General features: G+C 45.5%; 19 protein-coding genes, 4 tRNA genes, 3 rRNA genes, 1 pseudogene and 1 riboswitch. Of the genes and pseudogenes, 11 read left to right on the forward strand and 16 right to left on the reverse strand.

The window, feature by feature from the left end:
• Window positions 1-31: 31 nt before the first annotated feature.
• The 8 genes from rrf to vsple_RS17100 form a co-directional block, all read right to left on the reverse strand.
• Window positions 32-147, reverse strand: a 5S ribosomal RNA gene (gene rrf, locus vsple_RS17065).
• Between the two features lie 119 nt (window positions 148-266).
• Window positions 267-3157: ribosomal RNA gene (locus tag vsple_RS17070) — 23S ribosomal RNA — on the reverse strand.
• A 412-nt stretch (window positions 3158-3569) separates the two neighbouring features.
• A tRNA-Val gene (locus vsple_RS17075) sits at window positions 3570-3645 on the reverse strand.
• Window positions 3646-3686: 41 nt separating this feature from the next.
• Window positions 3687-3762: transfer RNA gene (locus vsple_RS17080), tRNA-Ala, on the reverse strand.
• 48 nt (window positions 3763-3810) lie between these two features.
• Window positions 3811-3886 (reverse strand) — tRNA-Lys (locus vsple_RS17085).
• Window positions 3887-3888: 2 nt separating this feature from the next.
• A tRNA-Glu gene (locus tag vsple_RS17090) sits at window positions 3889-3964 on the reverse strand.
• A gap of 122 nt (window positions 3965-4086) precedes the next feature.
• A 16S ribosomal RNA gene (locus vsple_RS17095) occupies window positions 4087-5641 on the reverse strand.
• Together the 16S, 23S and 5S rRNA genes with 4 tRNA genes alongside form the textbook arrangement of a ribosomal RNA operon.
• A 508-nt stretch (window positions 5642-6149) precedes the next feature.
• Window positions 6150-6674: a DUF3087 domain-containing protein gene (locus tag vsple_RS17100; RefSeq protein ID WP_261883985.1), complete on the reverse strand. Its 525-nt coding sequence runs from the start codon at window positions 6672-6674 to the stop codon at window positions 6150-6152.
• Between the two features lie 242 nt (window positions 6675-6916).
• On the opposite strand from vsple_RS17100, the gene trmY reads away from it, so the two are divergent.
• Window positions 6917-7516, forward strand: a complete 600-nt coding sequence (trmY, locus tag vsple_RS17105) for a tRNA (pseudouridine(54)-N(1))-methyltransferase TrmY (protein WP_261883986.1) — start codon at window positions 6917-6919, stop codon at window positions 7514-7516.
• 156 nt (window positions 7517-7672) lie between these two features.
• On the forward strand, window positions 7673-7984 hold the full coding sequence (locus vsple_RS17110; protein ID WP_255232437.1) for an ArsR/SmtB family transcription factor: 312 nt from the start codon (window positions 7673-7675) through the stop codon (window positions 7982-7984).
• A 104-nt stretch (window positions 7985-8088) separates the two neighbouring features.
• Here the strand turns inward: vsple_RS17110 and vsple_RS17115 are convergent, their stop codons facing one another.
• Window positions 8089-8709, reverse strand: coding sequence for a YitT family protein (locus tag vsple_RS17115; RefSeq protein ID WP_255232436.1), 621 nt, complete (start codon window positions 8707-8709; stop codon window positions 8089-8091).
• A gap of 353 nt (window positions 8710-9062) precedes the next feature.
• On the opposite strand from vsple_RS17115, the gene vsple_RS17120 reads away from it, so the two are divergent.
• The 5 genes from vsple_RS17120 to vsple_RS17140 all read left to right on the forward strand — a co-directional run bounded on the left by vsple_RS17120 (window position 9063) and on the right by vsple_RS17140 (window position 13655).
• Entirely contained in the window at window positions 9063-9284 is a 222-nt protein-coding gene (locus vsple_RS17120) for a hypothetical protein (RefSeq protein WP_172974291.1), read from the forward strand.
• Window positions 9285-9299: 15 nt separating this feature from the next.
• Window positions 9300-10520: an MFS transporter gene (locus vsple_RS17125; RefSeq protein WP_261883987.1), complete on the forward strand. Its 1221-nt coding sequence runs from the start codon at window positions 9300-9302 to the stop codon at window positions 10518-10520.
• Between the two features lie 152 nt (window positions 10521-10672).
• Complete coding sequence (locus vsple_RS17130) at window positions 10673-11398, forward strand: sulfite exporter TauE/SafE family protein (protein WP_255232433.1); 726 nt, start codon at window positions 10673-10675, stop codon at window positions 11396-11398.
• A gap of 186 nt (window positions 11399-11584) precedes the next feature.
• Window positions 11585-11751, forward strand: a riboswitch (FMN riboswitch).
• A 147-nt stretch (window positions 11752-11898) separates the two neighbouring features.
• Window positions 11899-12555 carry a 3,4-dihydroxy-2-butanone-4-phosphate synthase gene (gene ribB / locus vsple_RS17135; protein WP_150868561.1) on the forward strand — a complete coding sequence of 219 codons (657 nt, stop codon included), beginning with the start codon at window positions 11899-11901 and terminating at the stop codon, window positions 12553-12555.
• A gap of 251 nt (window positions 12556-12806) precedes the next feature.
• Window positions 12807-13655 (forward strand): hypothetical protein, encoded by an 849-nt coding sequence (locus vsple_RS17140; protein ID WP_261883988.1) that lies wholly within the window; start codon window positions 12807-12809, stop codon window positions 13653-13655.
• A 133-nt stretch (window positions 13656-13788) separates the two neighbouring features.
• On the opposite strand, the gene vsple_RS17145 is transcribed toward vsple_RS17140, so the two are convergent.
• A complete protein-coding gene (locus vsple_RS17145) occupies window positions 13789-14682 on the reverse strand; it encodes a LysR family transcriptional regulator (RefSeq protein WP_261883989.1) in 894 nt (297 codons plus the stop codon).
• 154 nt (window positions 14683-14836) lie between these two features.
• Here vsple_RS17145 and vsple_RS17150 point away from each other — a divergent pair, with 154 nt between their 5' ends.
• On the forward strand, window positions 14837-15469 hold the full coding sequence (locus vsple_RS17150) for an NAD(P)-dependent oxidoreductase (protein WP_261883990.1): 633 nt from the start codon (window positions 14837-14839) through the stop codon (window positions 15467-15469).
• Window positions 15470-15591: 122 nt separating this feature from the next.
• Here the strand turns inward: vsple_RS17150 and vsple_RS17155 are convergent, their stop codons facing one another.
• The 3 genes and pseudogenes from vsple_RS17155 to vsple_RS17165 form a co-directional block, all read right to left on the reverse strand.
• The gene (locus vsple_RS17155; protein WP_261883991.1) at window positions 15592-16242 is read right to left on the reverse strand and encodes a cupin domain-containing protein; all 651 of its coding nucleotides are present in this window, start codon (window positions 16240-16242) and stop codon (window positions 15592-15594) included.
• A gap of 138 nt (window positions 16243-16380) precedes the next feature.
• A pseudogene (locus vsple_RS17160) lies at window positions 16381-16470 on the reverse strand (sugar dehydrogenase); the annotation flags it as partial.
• 77 nt (window positions 16471-16547) lie between these two features.
• Window positions 16548-17453, reverse strand: coding sequence for a LysR family transcriptional regulator (locus vsple_RS17165; protein ID WP_261883992.1), 906 nt, complete (start codon window positions 17451-17453; stop codon window positions 16548-16550).
• 198 nt (window positions 17454-17651) lie between these two features.
• Here vsple_RS17165 and vsple_RS17170 point away from each other — a divergent pair, with 198 nt between their 5' ends.
• Window positions 17652-18371 (forward strand): SDR family oxidoreductase, encoded by a 720-nt coding sequence (locus vsple_RS17170; protein WP_032553424.1) that lies wholly within the window; start codon window positions 17652-17654, stop codon window positions 18369-18371.
• Window positions 18372-18473: 102 nt separating this feature from the next.
• Here vsple_RS17170 and vsple_RS17175 read toward each other — a convergent pair whose 3' ends face one another.
• From vsple_RS17175 to ompW, 3 genes are all read right to left on the reverse strand, one after another.
• Entirely contained in the window at window positions 18474-20387 is a 1914-nt protein-coding gene (locus vsple_RS17175) for a TRAP transporter permease (RefSeq protein WP_261883993.1), read from the reverse strand.
• 74 nt (window positions 20388-20461) lie between these two features.
• A complete protein-coding gene (locus vsple_RS17180) occupies window positions 20462-21394 on the reverse strand; it encodes a TAXI family TRAP transporter solute-binding subunit (RefSeq protein ID WP_261883994.1) in 933 nt (310 codons plus the stop codon).
• A 398-nt stretch (window positions 21395-21792) separates the two neighbouring features.
• The gene (gene ompW / locus vsple_RS17185; protein WP_255232427.1) at window positions 21793-22422 is read right to left on the reverse strand and encodes an outer membrane protein OmpW; all 630 of its coding nucleotides are present in this window, start codon (window positions 22420-22422) and stop codon (window positions 21793-21795) included.
• Window positions 22423-22820: 398 nt separating this feature from the next.
• Between ompW and glgC the strand changes: the two genes are divergently transcribed.
• A complete protein-coding gene (gene glgC / locus vsple_RS17190) occupies window positions 22821-24038 on the forward strand; it encodes a glucose-1-phosphate adenylyltransferase (RefSeq protein WP_261883995.1) in 1218 nt (405 codons plus the stop codon).
• A 445-nt stretch (window positions 24039-24483) separates the two neighbouring features.
• Window positions 24484-24840 (forward strand): ribosome hibernation-promoting factor, HPF/YfiA family, encoded by a 357-nt coding sequence (gene hpf, locus vsple_RS17195; protein WP_032553431.1) that lies wholly within the window; start codon window positions 24484-24486, stop codon window positions 24838-24840.
• Window positions 24841-25174 lie beyond the last annotated feature (334 nt).

Here is a 25174-nt window from a genome sequence, read left to right on the forward strand (position 1 = left end):
TTATTTGCACATAGCAAATAACTAAATTAAAGCCTGGCGATGTCCTACTCTCACATGGGGAAGCCCCACACTACCATCGGCGCTATTGCGTTTCACTTCTGAGTTCGGCATGGAATCAGGTGGGTCCACAACGCTATGGTCGCCAAGCAAATTCTTTCTTCTCTGATTTTCTTTCAGAAAAGTAATCTGGAAAGCTGTTTCTTGTTCTCTTCAAACTCATTCAAGCGTTTGTATCTTTGAGTCCATCAAAACCCCTTGGGTGTTGTATGGTTAAGCCTCACGGGCAATTAGTACAGGTTAGCTCAACGCCTCACAGCGCTTACACACCCTGCCTATCAACGTTCTAGTCTTGAACAACCCTTTAGGACGCTTAAAGCGCCAGGGAAGACTCATCTCAGGGCTCGCTTCCCGCTTAGATGCTTTCAGCGGTTATCGATTCCGAACTTAGCTACCGGGCAATGCCATTGGCATGACAACCCGAACACCAGAGGTTCGTCCACTCCGGTCCTCTCGTACTAGGAGCAGCCCCCTTCAATCTTCCAACGCCCACGGCAGATAGGGACCGAACTGTCTCACGACGTTCTAAACCCAGCTCGCGTACCACTTTAAATGGCGAACAGCCATACCCTTGGGACCGACTTCAGCCCCAGGATGTGATGAGCCGACATCGAGGTGCCAAACACCGCCGTCGATATGAACTCTTGGGCGGTATCAGCCTGTTATCCCCGGAGTACCTTTTATCCGTTGAGCGATGGCCCTTCCATTCAGAACCACCGGATCACTATGACCTGCTTTCGCACCTGCTCGAATTGTCATTCTCGCAGTCAAGCGGGCTTATGCCATTGCACTAACCTCACGATGTCCAACCGTGATTAGCCCACCTTCGTGCTCCTCCGTTACTCTTTGGGAGGAGACCGCCCCAGTCAAACTACCCACCAGGCACTGTCCGTAATCCCGATTCAGGGACCAACGTTAGAACATCAACACTACAAGGGTGGTATTTCAAGGACGACTCCACCACATCTAGCGACGCGGTTTCAAAGTCTCCCACCTATCCTACACATGTAGGGTCAATGTTCAGTGCCAAGCTGTAGTAAAGGTTCACGGGGTCTTTCCGTCTAGCCGCGGGTACACTGCATCTTCACAGCGATTTCAATTTCACTGAGTCTCGGGTGGAGACAGCGTGGCCATCATTACGCCATTCGTGCAGGTCGGAACTTACCCGACAAGGAATTTCGCTACCTTAGGACCGTTATAGTTACGGCCGCCGTTTACCGGGGCTTCGATCAAGAGCTTCGACCGAAGTCTAACCCCATCAATTAACCTTCCGGCACCGGGCAGGCGTCACACCGTATACGTCATCTTACGATTTTGCACAGTGCTGTGTTTTTAATAAACAGTTGCAGCCACCTGGTATCTGCGACTCTCGTCAGCTCCATCCGCGAGGGACTTCACCGATAAGAGCGTACCTTCTCCCGAAGTTACGGTACCATTTTGCCTAGTTCCTTCACCCGAGTTCTCTCAAGCGCCTTGGTATTCTCTACCCGACCACCTGTGTCGGTTTGGGGTACGATTCCTTACAATCTGAAGCTTAGAGGCTTTTCCTGGAAGCATGGCATCAATGACTTCACCACCGTAGTGGCTCGACATCGTATCTCAGCGTTAAGAAAGTCCGGATTTACCTAAACCTTCCGCCTACGTACTTGAACCTGGACAACCGTCGCCAGGCCCACCTAGCCTTCTCCGTCCCCCCATCGCAATTGTAAGAAGTACGGGAATATTAACCCGTTTCCCATCGACTACGCCTTTCGGCCTCGCCTTAGGGGTCGACTTACCCTGCCCCGATTAACGTTGGACAGGAACCCTTGGTCTTCCGGCGAGGGAGTTTTTCACTCCCTTTATCGTTACTCATGTCAGCATTCGCACTTCTGATACCTCCAGCAGCCCTTACAGACCACCTTCAACGGCTTACAGAACGCTCCCCTACCCCGCACACTAAAGTGTGCAGCCGCAGCTTCGGTGTATAGCTTAGCCCCGTTACATCTTCCGCGCAGGCCGACTCGACCAGTGAGCTATTACGCTTTCTTTAAATGATGGCTGCTTCTAAGCCAACATCCTGGCTGTCTGAGCCTTCCCACATCGTTTCCCACTTAGCTATACTTTGGGACCTTAGCTGGCGGTCTGGGTTGTTTCCCTCTCCACGACGGACGTTAGCACCCGCCGTGTGTCTCCCGGATAGTACTTACTGGTATTCGGAGTTTGCAAAGGGTTGGTAAGTCGGGATGACCCCCTAGCCTTAACAGTGCTCTACCCCCAGTAGTATTCGTCCGAGGCGCTACCTAAATAGCTTTCGGGGAGAACCAGCTATCTCCAGGTTTGATTGGCCTTTCACCCCTAGCCACAAGTCATCCGCTAATTTTTCAACATTAGTCGGTTCGGTCCTCCAGTTGATGTTACTCAACCTTCAACCTGCCCATGGCTAGATCACCTGGTTTCGGGTCTATATCCAGAGACTGAACGCCCAGTTAAGACTCGGTTTCCCTACGGCTCCCCTAAACGGTTAACCTTGCCACTGAATATAAGTCGCTGACCCATTATACAAAAGGTACGCAGTCACACCACGAAGGTGCTCCTACTGCTTGTACGTACACGGTTTCAGGTTCTATTTCACTCCCCTCACAGGGGTTCTTTTCGCCTTTCCCTCACGGTACTGGTTCACTATCGGTCAGTCAGTAGTATTTAGCCTTGGAGGATGGTCCCCCCATATTCAGACAGGATATCACGTGTCCCGCCCTACTCGATTTCACTGATTATGATGTGTCGGTTACGGGGCTATCACCCTTTATTGCGGCACTTTCCAGAGCCTTCACCTGCATCATTAAAAGCTTAAGGGCTAATCCAATTTCGCTCGCCGCTACTTTCGGAATCTCGGTTGATTTCTCTTCCTCGGGGTACTTAGATGTTTCAGTTCCCCCGGTTTGCCTCTTGTTGCTATGTATTCACAACAAGATACTTACTTATGTAAGTGGGTTTCCCCATTCGGAAATCCCAGACTCAAAAGGTTTTTACTACCTAATCTGGGCTTATCGCAAGTTAATACGTCCTTCATCGCCTCTGACTGCCAAGGCATCCACCGTGTACGCTTAGTCACTTAACCATACAACCCGAAGAAGTTTCGAGTTGATGACAGTTTGCTTTCACTTGCTTATTTGATTTCACTTTAAAAAGTGAAGACAAATTGCAGTGAAGACAAAATAGCAACCAAGGTTTTTGGTTGTAACAAGAAGGGTTAGTTCTTATTACGTGTTTGCCGGACTCAATTTTTGCTCTTTATTTTCACTTTTAAAAAGTGAAGACAAAAAGCCAAGACACTTGAATGTGTTTGTGTTGTGTTTATACCATTCTTATTAACTAAGAAGGGATAAACATTGAGAACTTTTAATTTGATTTAAATAACTCTGTTATTTAAATCAGTCAGCTTTCCAAATTGTTAAAGAGCAGATTTCTTTCGCTAATGACTAGCTAATGAAAACCATTTTTAAAAGCACTATCGCTAATGCACTTAAAGATGGTGGGCGATACCGGGCTCGAACCAGTGACCCCCTGCTTGTAAGGCAGGTGCTCTCCCAACTGAGCTAATCGCCCACATTAGTTTTAATTCCTCGTGGAGAAGAATTCCTCAAGAATGGTGGAGCTAAGCAGGATCGAACTGCTGACCTCCTGCGTGCAAGGCAGGCGCTCTCCCAGCTGAGCTATAGCCCCATCTTGAGTTTCTTTTTCGAAAACATATAAGCTTTCTAAAGGAAGAAATGGTGGGTCGTGCAGGATTCGAACCTGCGACCAATTGATTAAAAGTCAACTGCTCTACCAACTGAGCTAACGACCCAATGGTATCCCGTAGGGGAGTCGAACCCCTGTTACCGCCGTGAAAGGGCGGTGTCCTAGGCCTCTAGACGAACGGGACACTAAGTTTGTTTCCACTTTAAAAAGCAGAAGCAAATTGCTTGAAGATATTGGGATATCTTCATCTCTTTACTTTCTAAACCGTATCAATCTGTGTGGACACTTATCGTGAATGTCTTCGTATAAGGAGGTGATCCAGCCCCAGGTTCCCCTAGGGCTACCTTGTTACGACTTCACCCCAGTCATGAACCACAAAGTGGTGAGCGTCCTCCTCGAAAGGTTAAACTACCCACTTCTTTTGCAGCCCACTCCCATGGTGTGACGGGCGGTGTGTACAAGGCCCGGGAACGTATTCACCGTAGCATTCTGATCTACGATTACTAGCGATTCCGACTTCATGGAGTCGAGTTGCAGACTCCAATCCGGACTACGACGCACTTTTTGGGATTCGCTCACTCTCGCGAGTTGGCTGCCCTCTGTATGCGCCATTGTAGCACGTGTGTAGCCCTACTCGTAAGGGCCATGATGACTTGACGTCGTCCCCACCTTCCTCCGGTTTATCACCGGCAGTCTCCCTGGAGTTCCCGACATGACTCGCTGGCAAACAAGGATAAGGGTTGCGCTCGTTGCGGGACTTAACCCAACATTTCACAACACGAGCTGACGACAGCCATGCAGCACCTGTCTCAGAGTTCCCGAAGGCACCAATCCATCTCTGGAAAGTTCTCTGGATGTCAAGAGTAGGTAAGGTTCTTCGCGTTGCATCGAATTAAACCACATGCTCCACCGCTTGTGCGGGCCCCCGTCAATTCATTTGAGTTTTAATCTTGCGACCGTACTCCCCAGGCGGTCTACTTAACGCGTTAGCTCCGAAAGCCACGGCTCAAGGCCACAACCTCCAAGTAGACATCGTTTACGGCGTGGACTACCAGGGTATCTAATCCTGTTTGCTCCCCACGCTTTCGCATCTGAGTGTCAGTATCTGTCCAGGGGGCCGCCTTCGCCACTGGTATTCCTTCAGATCTCTACGCATTTCACCGCTACACCTGAAATTCTACCCCCCTCTACAGTACTCTAGTTTGCCAGTTTCAAATGCAGTTCCGAGGTTGAGCCCCGGGCTTTCACATCTGACTTAACAAACCACCTGCATGCGCTTTACGCCCAGTAATTCCGATTAACGCTCGCACCCTCCGTATTACCGCGGCTGCTGGCACGGAGTTAGCCGGTGCTTCTTCTGCAGCTAACGTCAAGAAATGCCGCTATTAACGACACCCCCTTCCTCACTGCTGAAAGTACTTTACAACCCGAAGGCCTTCTTCATACACGCGGCATGGCTGCATCAGGCTTGCGCCCATTGTGCAATATTCCCCACTGCTGCCTCCCGTAGGAGTCTGGACCGTGTCTCAGTTCCAGTGTGGCTGATCATCCTCTCAGACCAGCTAGGGATCGTCGCCTTGGTGAGCCATTACCTCACCAACTAGCTAATCCCACCTAGGCATATCTTGACGCGAGAGGCCCGAAGGTCCCCCTCTTTGGCCCGTAGGCATCATGCGGTATTAGCCATCGTTTCCAATGGTTATCCCCCACATCAAGGCAATTTCCTAGGCATTACTCACCCGTCCGCCGCTCGACGCCGTTATCGTTCCCCGAAGGTTCAGATAACTCGTTTCCGCTCGACTTGCATGTGTTAGGCCTGCCGCCAGCGTTCAATCTGAGCCATGATCAAACTCTTCAATTTAAGATTTTGTCGACTCAATGAATACTGATTCTATCTAACGATAGTGAATTGACTGTGCTAAGACCGAAGTCTTAATTGGTCACTCAGTTCATTGAAATCATTTTGATTCCGAAGAATCTGTTTGCCTTTGCTTTTAAAAGCGAAAACAAACTTAGTGATATTCATCAACGAGTGCCCACACAGATTGATAGGTTTAAATTGTTAAAGAGCTTTTGCTTATCGAAACTTTCTTTTTACAAAGATACCTCTCAAAGCGGACGTGCATTCTAGCGATTTAATCTTCAGTGTCAAACACTTTTTGAAAATTAATTTCTTTCGAATTTTCGTCTTACTGATTACTGCTGAAGCCTTGTGGCGTCTGCCGTGTCAGTGAGGCGGCATTATAGAGATCATCTAAAACTTGGCAACCCCTTTTTTAATAAAAAATCGAAAAAAGTGCTTACACGATTATTTTTAACCCAAAAGCCATTAATTTTGGCTATACATTCACCGAAAACGCTCTCTACAACTAAAATTCGGCCACTAATTCTTTGCTAAAATCAGACAGACTCAGTTCAAAGCTCCATTTTTCTGCTTCTCTCTTAATATGATCTATCGAAGAATCAACCGAATTCATTGTAAGTGTGTTGTTATCGAGATCATAGACTTGCTTTTGCGTCGTATAGTAGAAGTAAAGAACGGTAAGTGCGTTTCGATTACCCTCATCTGCCGCGGCTTTAATCTTCTTCAGCTTTCTATATATCTGGTTGTGTATCTGTTTTAAGTTCCATACGTACACGGCTTCATTAAGGTAAGGATGGGTTTTGATCTTCGATGCAATGAAGGCATTTAACGCAATCGCCAGAACGACCCCAAACAGGTTTAAGTGAAAGTTACCTGTCGATTCGCCAGCAATACTCTCCTTCACACCAAACAGCTCAATCAAAAGTGTGCCGAACCCAATCGCACTAATCGCAAGAGACGCTACTAATCCAATTAGCAGTACGTTCATCTTCTTTCTATATTCTTCTTTATTGATTTTCTGCAGTTCCATTGATAACTCCTTGATATCAGATGATGGCCATTCTCTATTTCTCCTGACACGTTCTCAACTGGTTAGATGTTTAAATGTGTTAACCATCTATTTACTACGTATAAAAACAATAAAGGTACTTAAAACTGCTCTGGCTAATTGACTTAGCTTAGAGAAAGGAGTTACATACCGCGACAAGTTAGTTAATCATTGATACGGACTCTACCCTCCTACAGCTCCGTATAACTAGAAAGGTACATTCCATGCGTTCATTCGTATTGCGTGCTCGTGCAGCACCAACTGAAAGCAAGTTGATTTTAGAAGGCGTTGGTCAAGAAGCTCATACTGAAATATTGGCTCACACGTTGATGAACACCATCTTCGTAGCTCAATCTCATCGTGAAGATGTTACCGTTCATCTTGTGTTGGAAAGTACCAAAGACTTTTCTCGTACTATTACCGTAGATTCAAACGCCATCACGAATATTGGTGGTTTCCACGAGAGCGCACTCTTAGCCGCGGTTGTTCGTGCTGTTGATGCATCTCAAGGCATGGGTAAAGAGGAGACTCGTCAAGTTGAGTCGGGGATTACCGTTCGAACTATCAGTTTCGAGAAGCTAATAAAAGAATTGGCCGAAGACCACCAGCTTTACATGATGGATAAGAAAGGCGAATTTATCCGCGATGCAGAGATTGCGGAAAATCCTTGCTTCTTATTGACTGACCACATCCCAATGCCAAAGAAGAGTTACAACAGCTTAAAACGCTTAGGGACAGAGAAAATCAGTCTAGGTCCAAACATGCTGTTTGCTTCCCAATGTGTTGTGTTGATTAATAACGAGTTGGATATCCGCGGTTTTTAATTCCACTGAATTTATCAAGAGCGCAGCCCAGGACAACATAGCCCTTAGTTGAGCTGAATTGGGACTCCAGAGCAATGACGTAGTCAACACTGCATGTAGTGGTTTGATATGAAGTTTCATTTCGATTAGTATCGAATTAAATTTTAAGGAGCCAGCATGGACTTGGAAACTGTAGCGAAAGCACTGAAAGAGCTAGGCCACCCTATTCGGCTATCTATCTACAAAACCGTTGTAAAAGCGGGTCATCACGGTATCGCTGTCGGTGGCTTACAAGAAGAGCTCGGTATCCCGGGCTCCACTCTTTCTCACCATATCTCTAGCCTTGCATCCGCTGGACTAATCAGCCAAAGACGTGAGGGACGCACACTTTTCTGTGTCGCAGAGTATGAATGCCTTGATGGTGTTATCGACTTCTTAAAAGATGAGTGTTGTGTCAATGAGCAGTGCGAGTCCGCTCAAAGTAGTTAACTTCAAGCAGATACACCTAAAAGAAAGGCACAGAAAACGAAAAAAGCCAGCGATTGGGGTAGCTCACTCCAATCGCTGGCTTTTTCTTGTCTACGGCGTTCAGTTTAATTACTGTTTGCAGGCTGTGGCGCCACTGGTTGGTAGCGACCCGGCTTATGGTTCATAGCCAAAATCAGATTGGTTACCACCGCACCTACAACCGACAGAAGAATTAGAGAAATGTCGACGATAAACAATGACAGGATAACAATAGTACAGTCCAAGCCCATTTGCACCTTACCTGCGCGAATACCAAAACGTTCTTGAAGGTATAAAGCCAAGATGTTGAAGCCGCCTAAGCTCATCTTGTGTCTGAATATCACTAGCATGCCTGTACCGATGAGTCCGCCACCAAGCATTGCTGCGTACACCTTGTTGATCTCTGCAATCTGAATAACGTGATACAGATGATCAACCGCGAACGAAACGATAGAGACAGCAATAAAGGTATTGATCGTGAAGCGCCAGCCCATACGGGTAACAGATAAAATATAAAAAGGTAAGTTAAGAGCGAAAAAAACCTGACCAAAGCTAAGCTCTGTGATCTTGGTAATGAAGATAGCTAACCCTGCAGTACCACCAGTCAGCAACCCTACTTGATTGAAAAAGATAACACCGAGCGACACCAATGCACTACCTAGGGTTAATGCAAGTAGATTCTCTCTGAGGTTATGATCTTTGTCCATTTGGATGACTCTCCCTTAAATTCCGAAAATTTTCTCGCTCATCCTGAAGCGATTTCGGCACTAGGGTCACGATTTTTAAGGAATATGTCGAGTTTATAGAGTGTGATCAATGTAACTCAAATCGTACTGTTTTGTTTACAACCCAATAAATAGTCATTGATTACAATGCGTTATGCATTTGCTCTATGTAACAAGCTGGCAGGTTTAAGGGCTCGATTTCACTAAGCAAGTTTAACGCTCTCTTATCTATGCATGAAACGCATAGATTGAATCACAAAGCGTCATTTGTCTCATGTGCAGACTCTCTTTAAGATGCGCGCCTTCTTACAACATTGAGCGCATGTAAAACCCTTATGTTTTCACAATCTCTTTTTGCCCAGCTCGCCAGAATGACTCTGTTTTTGGTCATCAGTTTAGTGGTGGTTCATCATAGCCAACCATTGATCGATCTTTTGGCTCAGCACGCTGTAAGTAGTGGGTGCCACCAGCAGTCTGCGCATGAGCATTCTGGGCACGAACACCACCACGACATGGGTGAACATGACATGTCTGCACATCACTCACATCATCATTAATTTAAGAGTATTAGAATGAGTATTTTCCGCTTTCCCTTACTGGTATGGCTTGGGATCGGCACATTAATCATCAGTCTAGGGATCAGACAATCGTTCGGCATTTTCATGATGCCTATTTCCGAACACTTCAACACTGGTCGTGAGTTCTTTAGCTTTGCTATCGCACTGCAAAACCTGTTGTTTGGTGTTTTTCAGCCGTTTGTTGGTATGGCTGCTGACAAATGGGGCGCTCGACGCATTATCATCGCAGGCGCATGTGCTTATGGCGTAGGTCTGCTTCTTACTTCCATTTCTACCGAATCGAGCATGCTATACATCTCTCTCGGCGCGCTGATCGGTTTAGGTTTGAGTGCTACAAGTTATGTGATTGTGCTTGGTGCTGTCGCAAAGGTCGTCCCAGCGGAACACGCTGCAAAAGCCTTTGGTTTAACAACCGCTGCAGGTTCATTTGGTATGTTCGCGGTAATTCCCGGCGCGCAGTACATGCTTAACGAGTTTGATTGGCAGTCGGCAATGCAAGTATTCGCATTACTATGCTGCTTAATGATTTCGTTTGCTCTGTTCATACGAGCTCCTAAGTCGAAAAACGCAGCAAAAACACAAACTGCTAATGCAGAAGATTCACAGACACTGAAACAAGCATTGTCTGAAGCCTTTGCTCACAAAGGATACTGGCTTATCCACGCAGGCTTCTTTGTTTGTGGTTTCCACGTGATGTTTATTGCAACTCACTTACCAAGTTACTTGGCGGACAAAGATCTACCCGCTAGTAGCGCAGCAATGGCTCTTGCGTATGTCGGTATCTTTAACATCTTTGGCTCATATTTTTGGGGCGTAATGGGTGACAAGTTCAGCAAGCGTCATGTGATGTCGGCTCTTTATCTGGTGCGAACTGTGGTTATCGGCGCATTTGTAACGCTACCAGTGACAGAATCTACAGCAGCGATTTTTGGTGCTGCGATTGGCTTTTGTTGGTTAGGTACAGTGCCACTGACATCAGGCTTGGTTCGTCAGATCTTCGGTGCGCGTTACCTATCTACCCTGTATGGCTTGGTTTTCTTTACTCACCAAGTAGGTAGCTTCTTAGGGGCTTGGGTTGGCGGTCGAATCTACGATTACTACGGTTCTTACGAACCAATTTGGTGGTCGACAGTCGTGCTGGCTTTTGCTGCTGCCCTTATCCATTTACCAATTAATGACAAGCCAATTGAGCGTCTTAAGATGGCAAAGGCTTAATGAAAGCAAACGGCTACTCTTAGTGAGTGGCCGTTTTTCTATCCGTCTCGACAAGCTACTCTTTAACAGAAATTTTGCCGACATATGGGACAGGCAAGGCTATTTTAATTTATAGTATTTATCTTCTTATCCAATTTGCAGATTGATAGCACATGGAACTGTTCGATCAGACAGTCATTATCGCAATGGCACTCATTTTTGTTGGCTCTTTCGTTCAAACCGCTATTGGTTTTGGCTTAGCTATTGTCGCGGCTCCGTTACTATTTCTTGTTTCACCAGATTATGTCCCTGCCCCAATCTGTTTAGTCGGTTTGTTTATCTCTATCTTCAATGCCATGAAGCACCGCAGCAATATTTCGATTGGTGGTCTCAAGGTGGCACTGCTGGGTCGAATTCCGGGTTCACTCGCAGGCGGTGCACTGTTAGTGATGGTATCAACCAGTGTCTTATCTTTATGGCTAGGCTTGTTGGTTGTGTTTGCTGTCATCGTGAGCCTACTTCCATTCAGATTAGAGCCGACACCAGCGAAAATGGGCATTGCAGGATTCTTCTCTGGCTTCTTTGGGACCAGTTCAGGCATTGGTGGTCCGCCAATGGCGCTATTGCTGCAACACCAAGATGCTAATCAACTGCGCGGTAATCTGTCTGCCTTCTTCGTATTCAGCTCAATTATCTCGCTGGTTGTTCAGATCCCAATTGGCTTTTTTACGTTGCATCATTTGGTGATTACCTTGCCACTGCTCCCAGCTGCTTGGTTAGGCTATAAACTTGCGTTGATGACGACACAAACTCTGCCTAAAGAACAGATTCGAATCGGGGCACTTTTGCTCTGCTCAATTAGTGGTGTCACAGCAATATGGCAAGGGTTAGCGAGTTGACTTGTCGAGAGGTAAAGCACGTCACTTAGCCCAAACTCGGAACACTTATGTTGCGAAAACGGGTAATTAATCAGCAAACTGTTTGCTAATTGCGTAAAGTTTGCGGGCTATCCTTTTCATATGCCCATGAAAGGATTACCATTCCCGTGCTTTTGAAACCAACCTCAAAAGCCAATCAAATTTATTTTTTATTCTCAGGGCGGGGCGAAATTCCCCACCGGCGGTATGTCCTTAGTAACACTATGTAATTAGCAAAACTATAGATAAGCCCGCGAGCGCTCGATTCGTCGAGGTCAGCAGATCTGGTGAGATGCCAGAGCCGACGGTTATAGTCCGGATGAGAGAGAATGGAAACACACCACTCATACTATTGAGTTGGTGTATTTCGTTTTGGATAAAGCCATGCGAGCGACGAGCTGTCTTAGTGATAGGTCGCGCCGTCGTTTGGTTGTCATCCCTCATACAAGCCCTGATTCTGGTGATATTTTAGGAGTTAAACCATGAATCAGTCTTCAATTTTGGCCGAATTTGGCGAACCAATCGAGCGTGTTGAAAACGCACTACAAGCACTACGCGAAGGTCGTGGCGTTCTTCTATTAGACGATGAAGATCGTGAAAACGAAGGCGACATCATCTACTCAGTAGAACACCTAACTAATGAGCAGATGGCACTGATGATCCGCGAATGTAGTGGTATAGTTTGCTTGTGCCTAACTGATGAACAAGCAAACCAACTTGACCTACCGCCAATGGTTGTTGATAACAACAGCGCTAACCAAACCGCTTTCACAGTGACTATCGAAGCGAAAGTGGGTGTAACAACTGGCGTTTCTGCAGCTGACCGCGTAACCACGATCAAAACTGCCGCTAACCCAAGTGCAAAACCAAGTGACTTAGCGCGCCCAGGTCACGTATTCCCACTGCGCGCTCGTAAAGGTGGTGTTTTGGCTCGTCGTGGTCACACTGAGGGTACCGTAGACCTGATGCAAATGGCTGGTCTGCCTTCTGCAGGCGTACTATGTGAAGTGACTAACCCAGACGGCACAATGGCGAAAACGCCAGAGATCGTTGCTTTTGGTAAACTGCACAACATGCCTGTATTGACTATCGAAGACATGGTTGCTTACCGCAATCAATTCGACCTAAAACTGGCATAAAAGAAATAACACATTTAAAGATCAATTCAAGCCCTGCTCCGTGAGTGGGGCTTTTTCGTTTATAACGACCACCTATTTCATTGATATCCAAATATATCTCATCAAGCTCTCCCTATTTTAGGGCTAAATTGCACCAAGTTAGACAGCCTCGCATACACATAAAAACCTAACCAACTGAATATTAATAACTTTTCATTCTGGCACGTTTAGCGCATACCACTAAGGAGGTATTCACATGCAAGGGGTGCGTTATGTTTATGCTTATTTCAACTATCGTGGTTTTGGCTTCAGTTTATGCTCTGTTTCACTATTCACAGAAACGCCAAAAGTCTAACGACCAAAAATTCGAAACCTTGGTCTTGCTTCGAGAGCTGTTGCAGCTTTCGAGAAAGCACCGCGCGGCGACTCATTATGCGCTGACCTGTAAGCTTTCGACTGAATCGGTACAACGAGTCAACACTCTGTATCAATCCATGATGACCGCATCCAACAGGCTCATCCAAAAAAGTCCATTTGATGGGCGCCCGATGTACCGTATTTATCAGCTCAAAATTAAGGCGATGCATAACGATTGGCAAACTCGAAGCTTGGTACGAAACCAATTCATTCATGGCAAAACCATTCGTCACAATATGTTGTTAATGGACGAGTTGATGATCACTTGGTTGACGGAATCAGAGCAGGCAGAACTAGTTGATGATTACCACATGGAGTGGCTACAGGTTTTGGATGCCATGGAGACACTCACTAAGCTAAGAATGTGTATTCCTGATATGGACAAGCAAGATGAGTTTCTACGCGCTAAGTTCTACGCCGATCAAATTCATAGACACTTAAACCGCTTGGCGCTGATCTGTCCTTTGAGCTTAGGCTCTCCAACGGGAGCACGTGCTTTGCAAACACTTGCCGACATTCATGATAGTGAGCAACGCGTGATCACAGCCACAGCTATGTATGAGTTAACCAGCGACATATCCACCATTATCGCGCAAGTGTATGACCAGATATTGTCTCGAATGACTGAGACGCTTTATCTACCTCTTCCAGAGATTTCATTGAGGCTGGCAGACGACCATCAAGGTGTACACGGTTCCGTGTAAAGGCAGCACATTCAAAGTCGTCGTCCTATAGAACTCCCCACATTGAGTTCGTATCCGATATCACTTTTGGTATCGGATTTTTGTTTTTGGCGAATAATAAATACGCAGAGCAACTAACGAGCATGGCGGCAAACTAACTCGGTCGAACAATGTCCTGCGACCAAGTGTCGGCCAAAAAATCAATGAACTGACGCACAACTGGCAGTTGGTAGCTTCGCGAAAGATACACCGCCCATAAAGTGTTCGTCGGTATAACATAATCAGTAAGGATCGGGACTAAATCACCCCGTTCAATAATCGGATTAGCGATGTCACAAGGCAATCTCATAATGCCCTTTCCTCGACAAGTGGCTTGAACCAACACTCCTACATCATTGGCTGTAATCGTCCCTGACACATCGACCGAATGCTGCTGGTTGTCTTTCACAAACTGCCACTGCGACACACCTAGATGTCGAAAACAGTTGTGTTCTCTAAGATCTGAAATGTGTTTAATAGGAGTATTCTGCTCTAAATAGCTAGGTGCTGCGCATATTACCGAATCAATCTTCATCAGTTTACGTGCGATGAGGTTCTCATCAGGAGACTCAGTAAAACGCAGAGCGATATCAATTCGTTCATCCACCAACTGCGTAAAACGATCTGAAGCGAACAGCTCAATGGTCACCTGTGGGTGAAGTTCTGTGAAGGCTTCGACCACATCCAGCAGTAGATGTTGTGTCAATGCAATCGGAGCCGATATCCGAATAACGCCCGACAATTGATCTGTCATATTAAGCGCACTGACTTCCAACTCAGCAGCTTCATGCAAGATACGCTCACATCGAATCAACGCTGCCTCACCCGCTGTGGTTAAACTGACTTTGCGAGTCGTTCGGTGTAATAGTCTTTGTTTCAACCAGTTTTCAATCTCTTGAACATGCCTCGAAACCTGAAGTCGACTCATACCCAAGTGGTCAGCGGCTTGAGTAAAACTCGAACAGTTTGCAACTTCTACAAAACTGCGCATCGCATTTAATCTATCCAATGTGTACTCCCTCGTGCCTCATTTCACTGAACCTGAGCTAATTAGTAACTTATATAGATACAATCTACATCAATTGGCGATATTTATCACACCTAAGCAAGCTATTAGACTGCAATGGTTGTCGAAACACAGAATTAATTAACGGAGAATCATTATGAAAGTTGCAGTATTAGGCGCAACAGGTTGGATTGGTAGCCACATAACTCAAGAAGCCACATCACGTGGTCACGAAGTTGTTGCGATTGTGAGAGATACAAGCAAAGTGGAACAGCAAGGTATCGAGGCGCGTAATTTCGATCTGCAAGATCCACAAGCGAAGATCAACGATGTGACGTCGGATGTCGATGTGGTGATTGCTTCAATTGGCGGACGTGCACTTGGCAACCATGAGTTGGTAAAACAGAGTGCAGAAAAGCTACTATCAGAGTTGCCGAGCGGTCGTCGTTTAATGTGGGTCGGAGGTGCTGGCTCACTGGAAGTTGCACCTAACGTTGCTTTAGTTACGGTTCCAGACTTCCCAGAAGAATACAAAGCGGAAGCGCTCGCTCAAGGTGAAGCTCTCAAAGTTTTCAAAGAATCAAACAGCGACGTACAGTGGACTTTTGTGAGTCCAGCAGCGGAGATTTTCCCAGGTGAAACAACGTCTCAATATCGTATTGGTGGTGATCAACTGTTAACGGATGCAGAAGGCAACAGCAAAATTTCAGTATCAGATTACGCTATTGCAATGCTTGATGTTCTTGAAAGCGGCGAACACATCAATAAAAGAATCGGTGTCGCTTACTAAAGCTAATTGGTTCTAAATACTCCAAGCCTAACCCTTGCCGAACTCCCGCTTGTTACTCATTTAAAAGTATCAAGCGGGGTTCTTTGTATCTGCCCTAGCAAAGAGTCTTTATAGAAAAATACTTACAGAGGAAGGTGGCCTGTTTTCACCAAAATCACTGTCTCTTCTTCTACAAATGGAAAGTGCTCACTCATGTGTGGGCTGCGCATCCAAGTGTGTTTAGGATACACGCCATGCTCATCTTGAAAAGTCCCAGATAACACGAAGATCTCTTCACCGCCAAAATGACGGTGCGGCTGAAAGCGTTCACCAACAGGCCACTTAACCAAAGCGACGTGCTCATGCTCAAATTCATGTAGAGGCACTACTTGCAGGCCACCAATACCTGGGAACCACTCGGTTTGGTTGGTATCGATTCTCACCTGAGCCAAATCTCTATCATCGAACTGATTCAATTTAACCAAAATCGTACAGCCATTCTTACTTGATGGGGAGTGAGCGCTGCCTGGAGGATTACGAATATAGGTGCCTGCGGGGAAGTCTCCCGTTTCATCAGAGAATACGCCTTCTAACACAAAGATCTCTTCACCCTTAGGATGAGGGTGTTCAGAAAAAGAGGATTCAGGATCGTACTTAACCACGCTGGTCGTGTGGCCCGACTCTTTAGCTTCGCGCTCTAATGGCTTTCGCCACACGCCTTTGGCAGGGCTTGCTACCCATTCCATAGGGTTAGTTTCAATCACTAACCTTTTCGAAAAATCCATGTTTAACATGATGGTGACCTTACTCTTGCTATCGTTATTATTGTTTTGTCGCGATTTGTTTAACTGCTTTCATTGTACGCGAATAACTGAAGAGGTGACCATTTCCGATTATGTTCGGTATACCGACACCTCTAAAAATTAGGCCTATTAGTTACGCCCTGCAATCACACCGCCATCGACATCCCAAATCGCGCCAGTTACCCAGTCGGCACTGTCAGACAGCAAGAATGAAATAGATAAAATGTAGCTCTAATCTCAACACTACTGGTGTATTCTACATATCCATTAGAACTCACAAAAAGAGGGAGTGTGCCCTAACTCACCGACATCTCTTCAAAACGATTCTTAACAAAGTCTATAAAGGTGCGGATTCGGCTCGGCTGATAGCGATCACGATGATAGATTGCAGAAAAGTCCACGCTCGGTACAACCCACTCATCAAACACTTGAACTAGCTGCTGGTTGTTCAGTTCTTCCAAACAGTAAATTGTAGGAACACGAATAATACCGTTGCCCGCCATCGCCCCTTGAACTAATACTCGGCCATTCTTGCACTGCAAACGCCCATTCACATGAACATCAACGGTTTTCTTACTGTCTTCCAAAGCTTGAAAACTCCATCTACGAACCGAACCCGTTAAACAGTCATGCTGCGTGAGCTCTTTTGGGTGAACCGGTTTACCTTTGCGCTCAAAATACCCAGGGCTGGCAAGTGTACCCATTTCGATATCGAGTAACTTACGGGCGATAAAGCCTGCATCTTCCAAGCTCCCCATGCGAAAGGCGATGTCAAAAGCGTCTTCAATCAGATCCACACGGTGGCTACTGAAATCTAAACTGATACTGATATCTGGATAAAGCTGCATGAACTCATTCACAAGGTCAGCAATGACCACCTCACCAAGATACCCACCAACGCAGTTCACTTTGATATCACCACGCACTTCCTCAACATCATCAACTGCAGCAATCAAGGCTTGGTCTATATTGTCTAAGGCTTGCTCGCAGCGTTGGTAAAGCTCTTCACCAGCATGAGTTAGGCGCAGCGTTCGCGTAGTACGAATAAATAAGGTTACGCCCATCTGCTTTTCTAGGCTGCTTACTTGACGAGAGACATGGGAACGAGAGACACCTAACTCTTCTGCCGCTTTAGTGAAATTGCCTAAGCGCGCAATGAGAACAAATGAACGAATATCAGACAGGTTAATTTGATTGAGCATAGTCGTGATTAAGTCAGAACAAGATGTTTTTATTGTTGCAGTATGACAACAGTGTTTCAAGTAAAGCGCTATATATCAACAATGCAGTTTTCCTTAATATACCTCCATCGCAGCGAAACACGTTAATAACGCCTTGTTTCAAATGCACTTAGACAATACGTCGTCACACGACGACATAAAGGTACAGAGGAAATAAACATGAAAAAACTAATCGTAATCACAGGTGCTAGTTCAGGTATTGGTGAAGCAATCGCTCGTCGTCTAAGCGATGAAGGTCACCCTCTGCTGCTTTTGGCTCGTCGTATTGACCGTCTTGAAGCGCTAAACCTACCAAACTCTCTAGCAGTAAAAGTAGACGTAACTGACCAAGCATCATTCGAAGCTGCGATTGCACAAGGTGAAGAGAAGTTCGGCCCTGTTGACGCACTAATCAACAACGCTGGCGCAATGCTTCTGGGCCAAATCGATACTCAAGACGCATCTGAGTGGAAACGTATGTTCGATGTGAACGTGCTTGGCCTTCTAAACGGCATGCAAGCTGTTCTTGCACCAATGAAAGAGCGTAACAGCGGCACAATCATCAACATCAGCTCAATTGCGGGTAAGAAAACATTCCCGAACCACGCAGCTTACTGTGGTACTAAGTTCGCTGTACACGCTATCTCTGAAAACGTACGTGAAGAAGTGGCTGCAGCAAACGTTCGTGTAACAACAATTGCACCAGGCGCGGTGGAAACTGAACTTCTTTCTCACACAACATCTCAAGAGATCAAAGATGGTTACGGTGAGTGGAAAGAGCAAATGGGTGGCGTACTAGCAGCTGACGACATTGCTCGCGCAGTATCATTCGCTTACCAGCAACCACAAAACGTATGTATCCGTGAAATCGCTCTAGCACCAACTAAGCAAGAGCCATAAGCTTCACGAGATAATAAACATCACGTCATAATTGGATGGAGGATAAAAAAGGGATCTGAACATTCAGATCCCTTTCTCGTATTTATATAACTTTAAGACAGATTAGGCTTGTTGAGCGACCTCACGGCTACGCCATTGAATCACTATTAGTCCGATGATAATGACGATACCCAAAGGACCTAGGCCGAATGGGTTGAGGAGTAACAACGGGATAGCGAGCAATGCCACCAAACGTTCTACCATGTTCAGTGAGCGAATCAGATAACCCTCAATCGCAATAGCGATGGCCACAATGATCGTCAGCGTTTGAACGATAGAGAATAGCAACGCTGGCATGCCATCGTTCGGATTTACGATACTAGTGTATGCCATCATGATTGGGATGATGAACAAGCCACCAGCAAGCTTAAATGCCTCTACCGATGACTTCATTGGATTCGCGTTTGCAACACCTGCACCAGCAAAGGCAGCAAGTGCGATCGGTGGTGTTACGTTAGAAGTCTGTGACAACCAGAATACGATGAGGTGAGCCGTTAACAGAGGCAAACCAAAGTCTGTCAGCATTGGTACCGCCATAACTGCAAGTACGATGTATGCCGCCGTAACTGGTAGACCCATTCCGAGCACCAAGGCCACCAAACTGATTAAGCCCAGTGCGATAAGCATGTAGCCACCAGAAAAGTCCATCACAAACTGAGTGAACTGAAGTCCAATGCCGGTTTGACCTACCACACCAACGATTATGCCAGCAGCACCACAAGCAGCAGAAATTGGTAACGCCATTAACGCACCATTCTTCATACCTTCAATGAACTTCTTTAAACCGATACGGCTGTGCTTACGAAGTGCCGCCGTCATTAGAATCGCACTACAACCCGCAACACCCACCAAAAGCGGTGAATACGCCATCATAAGCAGCGCTGTAATAAGAATAAGCGGAATCAGGTGATGCGCACCATCTTTCATTACTGCAATTACCGCTTCGGTTTTGCTCACCGCTTGCAGATTCAGTTTGCAGGCCATTAGGTGAACGTAGAGCAGAGTACAGAAGAAGTAGAGAATCGCCGGTGCAATCGAGGCGATCATGATTTCGCTATAAGGCACACCGGTAAACTGCGCCATCACGAACGCACCCGCCCCCATGATCGGTGGCATGATCTGCCCACCCGTTGAGGCAGCAGCTTCAATACCCGCAGCTTGCTCTGGTTTATAGCCAAGCTTCTTCATCATCGGAATGGTGATAGAGCCAGTCGTTACTGTATTTGCAATTGCAGATCCTGAAATAGAACCTAAACCTGCCGAAGCCAATACTGCTGCTTTAGCTGGGCCGCCACGGTATTTACCTGCAATCGAGAATGCGAGATCGATAAAGAACTTACCCGCGCCCGTGACTTCAAGAAAAGCACCAAACAACACGAAGATGAATACCGTTGTCGCTGCAATACCGAGGGCCGAGCCAAATACGCCATTCGCAGAATAAATCTGGAACTGGATCAGCTCTTGTAAGCTGTATGCCTTAATTGCAAAACCACTTGGCAACATATCGCCCAATGCACTGTATGCAAGAAACAGAGCCGCAATGAACACCATCACCCAACCTACGGTGCGTCGACACCCTTCCAGTAGCAATGCTAGCAAAGTACAACCTGCAAACATGTCGGCAAACTGAAGGCCATAGAATAGATGGTTGATGTCGTTGTAATCGAAAATCCACAAGCGGTATCCTGCAAAGACCACCACACCACACAAGATCACATCGATCAGCTTACCGACCACAAAGAATTTGTTCTCCCGATTGGCGATCAATGGATAGTGAAGAAAGATCAATACCAACACCCAACATAAGTGGATAGGTCTGAAATAGGTCGCGGAAATGGTTGAGCTAACACCCTGCCAAATTTGAAAAACAGACAATGCCACCGCAACAACCAGTGTCAGGTAGCCCGTAGCATTGACCAATTTTTCATACGGAAGCGGTTGTGAAGAAGGGTGTTGATTATCAGGGGTAATATCCATATTAATGCCTGCTGGATAAGAACGAATTGATAAAAAAGGGTAAGTGAGAGATCACTTACCCTGAGGTAGATCGGTTACTTGCTAACAGAATCTAGATACTTTTGAGCACCAGCGTGTAGTGGTACACCTTGTAGTCGAGATGCATTCTCTGGTGTTGTCATTTCTGCCATTTTTACCACTTTACGAATGTCGCCAATGTTCTCAAATGCAGCCTTAGTTAGGTTGTACGCCATGTCATCGCTCATGTTCGCGTTAACCACCAACACATTCCACACGCTAAGCGTTGATACAGGGTCAACCTTATTGTAAACACCCGCTGGGATGTCATATGCACTGTAAGCAGGGTACTGCTTCATGAAGTTTGCACTCTCTTCCTCAGAGATAGATAGCACTTTAATATCATGAGTAAGAGCAATCTGAGTCACCGCACCTACGCCTTGACCACCAACAATAAAACCAACATCAATTTGACCATTTGCCAGTGCGTTGGTCGTTTCTGAGTAGTTTAGGTAAACCGCATCGATGTCTTTTTTAACGTCAATGCCCATTGATTCAAGTAGTGCCGCCGACGTTACCGCCGTACCACTTGCAGGCGCACCAAGAGAAACACGCTTACCTTTTAGTTGTGATAGAGAGTCAATACCCGAATCTTTAAGAGTGATGGTATGCACTAAGTTTGGGTATAGAGCAAACAGCGTTTTCACTGGCATTTTTTTCGGGAATTTACCCTCACCGTTGTATGCGTCTAGAACAACGTTACCCATAGCGATACCTGCGATCATATCGCCACGCACTACCTTAATGGTGTTCTCGACTGAAGCTGCGGTGACTTCCGCTTTAGCATTCACATCTGGCACGTTTTCAGACCAAACCTTAGCCAGCGCACCACCGAATGGATAGTAGATACCACTTTGACCACCGGTACCAATTGAGTAGTTTTCGGCACTTGCCATTGCAGGCAGAATCGCGAATAAAGCCACTAATAAATTACGTTTAAGCACAATCATCTCCTTGATTATTAAACCGTAATTAGATCTAAACCTAGCTACAGGTTTTATTAACTTTTCGTTTATTGAACCGTTTAAAACATTACTCTGCGACCAAATTTTGTGCAATAAAATACAGTGCAAATGTGAAGCAAGTGTTAAATTGATCACTTATCAAATAAAAGAAAAGATATTAAATTCGACGAGTTTGACAGGCGCCTTTCCATGTACTTTCCATAAATTAGAGTGGCAACTAGTAACAACTTGCATGATGGAGCGCCGATAGAGAGGTTAAATAGATAGCTCTGTGAACTAGATATTTAGTCGCGCCCAAACAAAAAAACGCCCAAGCTGGCTGGTGCTTGAGCGCTTAAAGTTAAAGCGATGGACTAATTAGAACGATTTAAAAGAGCGTCAAATTAGAAATTGTAACCACCACCGATCATGAATACCCACGGGTCGATGTCTACGTCCGTAGAGTAATTTGTACCACCTAGGTTGTATTTCGCAGTCGTATCAATATCTGCGTACCATACAGAAGCGTTTAGGAACCAGTCATCGTTGATCATGTAGTCCATACCAACGTTCGCGGCAAGACCCCAAGAGTCATCTAGAGATACATCGCTTAGGCCAGCAATTTTAGAACCTTCATCGAAGAATACTGTGTAGTTGATACCCGCACCCACGTAAGGGCGGAAATCGCTCTCTGCAGTACCGAAGTAGTATTGAACCATGAATGTTGGTGGAAGGTGCTTAGTATCTGCAATTTCACCAAGACCAGTCGCAGAAATATTGTGGGAGAACGGTGTAGCTGCTAGAACTTCAAAGCTGATGTTATCAGTAAACATGTAACCAAGCGTTAGACCAAGCTGAGTATCCGAATCAACACCAAACTCGATGTTTGAGCTGCCAGCTACAGCACCACTGCTCTCGTTTGGAGATACCGTTGCCGCTCCAACACGAACGATGAAATCGCCTTCGCTGTGAGCAAGAACGTTAGCAGACATAAGGGCTGAAAGTACTGCAATACCACATACTGTTTTTTTCATTATTATTTCCTTTTGTAGGGCTTACTAATTGATGAGTAAGTAATCATTTCTTATTTTGCGTGCAAGGTATCACACAATAACCCTACGTTATTGATGGAAATCAATTTGTGAAAAGTTGTGATTATTTATATAAATTTATTTAACCCCGATCACTCTATTCACTCAATTTATTGACACTTTTGTAATGCAACTTTTCCGTGCATCATTTTGTTAATCAAACCTGCCAGATAAGGCAATGCACAATAATGGTGCAAAAATATGCCTTATCACCATCACCTGTTTCGTATTGGTGCACTCAGCCTTAGAAAGTCATATTCATCACTATAATTCAAAGACTTAAGTATGGCTCAATGCTTGCAACGGTTTTGGCATAATCATAAATACATTGAGGTTCTGACATGCAAGACACTCTAACTATCGTCCTCGCAGGCGGCGTAGGTTCTAGGCTTTCCCCACTAACAGATAATCGCGCAAAGCCCGCTGTCCCGTTCGGCGGCAAATATCGAATTATCGACTTCACGTTAGCAAACTGTTTACATTCTGGTTTGCGACAAATACTGGTGTTGACGCAGTACAAATCGCACTCTCTACAAAAACACCTACGTGATGGATGGTCGGTACTCAACCCAGAGCTTGGCGAGTTCATCACCAATGTTCCTCCTCAAATGCGCACTGGAGACAGTTGGTACAGTGGTACGGCAGATGCCATCTATCAGAACTTGTATCTACTTTCCCGCAGTGAAGCAAAACACGTTGTGGTGCTATCTGGTGATCACATTTACCGCATGGACTATGCACCGATGTTAAAACAGCACAAGCAGACCGAGGCCGATCTCACGGTAGCGTGTATGGAAGTGTCGATTGACGAAGCGAAAGAGTTTGGGGTGATGGAGATTGACGAATCTCATCAGATCCAGAACTTTACCGAAAAACCAAGGTATCCAGCCTGTGTACCGGGTAGGCCGACGAGAAGCATGGCGTCAATGGGGATCTACATCTTTGATAAAGAAGTACTCACGCGCGCTCTATTAGATGACGCTGAAGATCCAAACTCTAGCCATGACTTTGGTAAGGACATCATCCCGAAATTGGTGAACAACCAAAGTGTTTATGCGTATAAATTTGGCAGCGAAGAGGGTCGAGTCACACAAGACGCTTACTGGAGAGATGTCGGTACCATTGACTCCTACTATCAATCCAACATGGATCTACTTAAACCCGTCTCCCCTATCGACCTTTATCAACCTGATTGGGCGATTCGAACCTATGATCAGCAACTTCCCCCAGCTCGAACCATTGCTTCCGTCGAGGGTAATCAAGGTATCTTTATTAACTCAATGATTGCGAATGGTGTGGTGATAGAGGGCGGGTCAGCTCAAAACTCTATTTTCTTCCCAAAGGTAAAAGTCGAGAATGCCGCCATTGTTATCGATAGCATCCTGTTTGAAAATGTGAAGATTGGAAAAAACTGTCACATCCAAAACTGCATCATAGACAAGCATGTCAAGGTGCCCGCCGGAACCGTGATTGGTGTCGATAGCAAAGCCGATGCTGAGCGGTTTCATATATCAAAAGAGGGCGTGATTGTGGTTCCTTCCTCATACCTATTTGACTGATTTAATGCTGTAAACGGAACTTAAATAAGCAAAAATGGCAGCCATGACGCTGCCTTTTATTTGTCAAATCAAAACCATTAGAGTAAAGCGCTAAACTAAAGGGCACATCAACAGATGCGAGGTTGATTAGCAGTTTCCGATCCCAAAGCAAGATCTCAGTACGCATTTGTACAAAAAGTGGCTAATGTTGGAGAGGGTTGTCTGAAGGGAACAATTTACTGCGAATCAGAGGCAGCATAGAGTAATTCGTCATACATGGTGCGAAATTAAACATCTATCAAAATCACGAGACATAATATGCGCACTGTTTTGGTGAGTTTCAAGAGCCAAACAGCAGATTATTTGATAACACTGAACTCAATCACACATGTGTATTTCCGCTGTTGGTTAATCTAACGGATGTTTGCTACGTTTAAACGACACAGTCATTGGAAAGGTATGATTTATGAAAGTAAATGTTCAAACACATCACGTATCAATTAACGACGACTCACGCAAAGACATCGAAGGCAAGTTCGATAAGATTGCTAACCACTTTCCATCACTGATCAGCTGCGACATCATCATCACAAAAGAGCACAACCAACATCAAGTTGAGGTATTCACAAATTACGAAGGTGTACGTGTAACAGCCAAAGCGACAGACGATATTATGTATCCTGCTGTAGCCGCAGCAATCAAGAAACTAGAAGCCGGTCTGAGTAACCGAAAAGGGCAACTGAAAGCTGACCTTCACGCTAAACCGACCAGTACTAAGCCAGAAATCGCATCTGACATCATTCAAGAGATGAAGCTAGTTTAACTCGTACCCTTCTATCTTATAAGGTGGATTGGTAAGAAAAACAGAATACTACGAGCCAGCCAACGCGCTGGCTTTTTTGATCGGGAACGAAAGCAACCCTATATCTTTATACCAATCGTAGTAAATAATTGCTCACCCTAGCTTGTTAAAATGCTCGATAACTGCGTTAGAATTTTTGATTGTAGAATAACTACTTATCGAAAAATGCTGCCTTGTTCTCAAGCCTTTTTCCTGCGCTATTTTTGATCACCTATTTACTGTGATTGGTATTAAATCATACAAAGTATTGGGTGAGTCATGAATTGCAAGTAGTATGGAATCCACTATCGTTATG

This window comes from Vibrio pelagius, assembly GCF_024347575.1.
GTDB lineage: Bacteria > Pseudomonadota > Gammaproteobacteria > Enterobacterales > Vibrionaceae > Vibrio > Vibrio pelagius.